Genomic DNA, 3,055 nt, shown 5'->3' on the forward strand with positions numbered 1-3,055 from the left:
GTACACCGCAGCCGAACGCGGCTACATCGACGGCGTCATCATGCCCTCCCAGACCCGCTCCCACGTCGTACGCGGCCTGCGTCAACTGCGCACCAAGCGGGCATCCCTGCCCCCGAAGAAGCACGGAAACATCCCGCTCTAGAACCCCGCAGACCCGGATCCTGGGAGAGCAGACATGACGATCAAGGTCGTACGGGGCAATCCGACCCCGGAGGAGCTGGCCGCCGCACTGGCGGTGGTTCGCGTACGCGCCGCGGCGGTGGCATCCGCCCCGTCCGGCGCGTCCGGGCCGCGTGACTCCTGGTCCGACCCCGCCCGCATCGCCGCGCACCGGCTTCCCCGGCCGGGCCCGACGACGTGGGGCCGCAGCTACTGGCCGGGCTAGTCCCCGGCGCCGCCCCGGCCGGGCCGGGGACTGCCCCGGACCCGGCCGGGGCGGCCGTTTCGAGCTCGGTCCTTCTTCCCGGTCGCGCCCTTTCGACCGGGCCGGAACGGCGGCGCGTGCTGTGGTGGAAGGCGCTTCAGGACCGCACCCGGGGCCTCGCGCGGACGGAGCGCGGGGCGCGGGCGGTCGCGCCGAGCCCGAGCATGACGGGCGGCCATGCCCCGCTCCCCTCCACACCGGGTCGCCGGCCACGTCGCCGGCCACACGGCGCGTTACAGAAACCTCCGACCCGTTCACACAGGATGTACGCAAGTTGAGTATGCGTACTCAGGCGCCCGGCCGCCCCTCCGTCGCACGATCGGGAGCATGCTGTGGTCCGACCCGGAGAACGAACCCCCCAAGGATCTCCGCGACATGCAGGACATGTTGCGACGCCTGGGCGTTCTCCTGGCACTGGCCATGGTGGTCGCGATGACCCTGCTGGGCATCCGTTGACCCTGCCCTGCACCCGGCGCCCGGCCGATCCGGTCCATGGTCGGCACGGCGGCGGTTCCGCCGCGCCCGTGTCGGGCGAACGGCAGCCGAGGCAGGGGCCCATCGGCGCCGATACCCTGATCGCATGACCGATCAGCCGCGCCGCCGTCTCGTCCTCGCCTCGCAGTCTCCCGCCCGACTCAACCTGCTACGGCAGGCCGGACTCGCCCCCGAGGTGATCGTGAGCGGGGTCGACGAGGACGCCGTCACCGCACCCACCCCCGCCGAACTCGCCCTGGCACTGGCCGAGGCGAAGGCCTCCGTCGTGGCGGCCCGGCCCGAGGTCCAGGGCGCGCTGGTCATCGGCTGCGACTCGGTGCTGGACCTGGACGGCGAGGCCCTCGGCAAGCCCGCGAACGCCGAGGAGGCCACCGCGCGCTGGAAGGCGATGCGCGGCCGGGCCGGCACGCTCCAGACGGGGCACTGCGTCTGGGACACGACACAGAAGCGGTGGGAGTCCGCCACCGCCTCGACCGTGGTCCACTTCGGCGAACCGACCGACGCGGAGATCGCCGCGTACGTCGCCTCGGGCGAACCCCTGCATGTGGCGGGCGCGTTCACCCTCGACGGCCGCTCCGCCCCCTTCATCGAGGGCATCGACGGCAACCACGGCAATGTCATCGGCATCTCGCTCCCGTTGGTGCGCAGGCTGCTCGCCGAACTGGGCGTCGGGATCACGGAGTTGTGGACGCCCGGGGAGCAGTGAGGACCGCGGCGCGGGGCGGCCGACCAGGCCTGCCACCGCCCGACCGCTACGGGAACGGCCTTACAGCCGAGGGATGTTGCCGGCCGGACGACGACCGAATGCCTGACTACCCGGACGCCCGGAACGGGACTGGCCGGACGCCCTGACACCCAAAACGAAAACGGCCGGACACCCGGAACTGGAGCAGCCGGGCAGCCGGGCAGCCGGGCAGCCGGGCAGCCGGGCAGCCGGGCAGCCGGGCAGCCGGGCAGCCGGGCAGCCGGGCAGCCGGAACGGAACTGCCGGACGCCCGGGACGGAAACTGCCGGACGCCCGCCCGGGGGACAGCCGGCCGGAACGGGACAGCCGGGCCGGTCACCCGGCGTTCAGCCGGGCAACCCGTCGAGGGCAGCCCTTCGTGCCGGCCGGAAGATCCTCGGCCGGCACGAAAAGACCTGGCCGCACCCGCAGGGCGGCCAAGTGGCCGAGAGAGCCGTCAGGAGGCCGAGGAGGCCGACGGGGGTGCGGCCACGGCTTCCGCCTCGGAGGTGCCCTTCGCGTCAGCACCCTTGCCCAGGTCGACGCTCCCGGCGGCAACGTCCTCCCCCGGGCCGGCGCTCCCCGCGTCGGCACCCTCCCCCTCGCCGTCGCCGTTCCCGCCGACCTCCGGGGCGGCGTCGACAGGGCCGGTCTCCCGACGGTCGTACGCCAGGAGGGTGAACACGATCAACGCGAGCACCACCATCATGAAGGCGAATGCTCCCCAGCCCACCAGGCCCACCGTGAAGGCGCCGAGCAGGACGTGCACCACGGCGACGCTGATCAGCAGGACACGCCCGAGAAGGCCCGGGGGGCGTTCGCGGAGCGCGACCAGCAGGGCCGATACGGCACACGCCGCGAAGTAGAGGCCGAAGACCAGTCCGCCGATCTTCGACGACGCCGACATCATGTCGGAGTCGAGCCCCGCCAGGGACATGTCCTGGCGGTCGACGACCACGCCGAGGAACCAGTTGAGGAGTGCGATACCTATCGCCTCCACGAAGAGCACGATCGCCGCCACCCATACCACCGGTCTGCGCACCACCGGCCCCACCCACTTCCGCGTGCTGTTACCCCAAGTACGTTCGAGACATCCCGAACGCTACTAACGGGTAAACCCCGGGACAAGGGTTCCAGCGAGGGCAAAGAATCGTTGGGCCATTCGTAGGGACTCCACAAAGAATCGTTGTGGGCCGCAGCACGGAGTCACAGAGACCTTGGCCACACCTGCGGGCTAGGGTTCAGGGAAGGATTCCGGCGTGCCTTGGCACGACAAGGGATTTCGCGGGTAGGGCGAGCCTCGTATCACGCTCCGTGTGGGCAAGCTCACCACTGGGGACAGGTCGAAACGTCGTGTTGGCTGTCCCTAAACTCGGCTTGTTTTCAAGGAGGGAGCCATCGTGCGCAAGGTG

General features: G+C 71.4%; 5 protein-coding genes. 4 read left to right on the top strand and 1 reads right to left on the bottom strand.

Annotation, left to right across the window (positions count from 1 at the left end; translation table 11 throughout):
• From N4G66_RS44930 to N4G66_RS44945, 4 genes are all read left to right on the top strand, one after another.
• On the top strand, positions 1-142 hold a 142-nt coding region (locus N4G66_RS44930), incomplete at its 5' end, for a carboxyl transferase domain-containing protein (RefSeq protein ID WP_261710119.1).
• A 33-nt stretch (positions 143-175) separates the two neighbouring features.
• Complete coding sequence (locus N4G66_RS44935) at positions 176-385, top strand: acyl-CoA carboxylase epsilon subunit (protein WP_261710115.1); 210 nt, start codon at positions 176-178, stop codon at positions 383-385.
• A gap of 366 nt (positions 386-751) precedes the next feature.
• The gene (gene mmpB / locus N4G66_RS44940) at positions 752-880 is read left to right on the top strand and encodes a morphogenic membrane protein MmpB (protein ID WP_261710116.1); all 129 of its coding nucleotides are present in this window, start codon (positions 752-754) and stop codon (positions 878-880) included.
• Between the two features lie 124 nt (positions 881-1,004).
• Positions 1,005-1,625 carry a Maf family protein gene (locus N4G66_RS44945; RefSeq protein WP_261710117.1) on the top strand — a complete coding sequence of 207 codons (621 nt, stop codon included), beginning with the start codon at positions 1,005-1,007 and terminating at the stop codon, positions 1,623-1,625.
• Between the two features lie 475 nt (positions 1,626-2,100).
• Here N4G66_RS44945 and N4G66_RS44950 read toward each other — a convergent pair whose 3' ends face one another.
• Entirely contained in the window at positions 2,101-2,697 is a 597-nt protein-coding gene (locus N4G66_RS44950; RefSeq protein ID WP_391858995.1) for a hypothetical protein, read from the bottom strand.
• Positions 2,698-3,055: the final 358 nt, after the last annotated feature.

Origin of the sequence: Streptomyces rhizosphaerihabitans, from assembly GCF_025399795.1 — a bacterium.
Taxonomy (GTDB): domain Bacteria; phylum Actinomycetota; class Actinomycetes; order Streptomycetales; family Streptomycetaceae; genus Streptomyces; species Streptomyces rhizosphaerihabitans.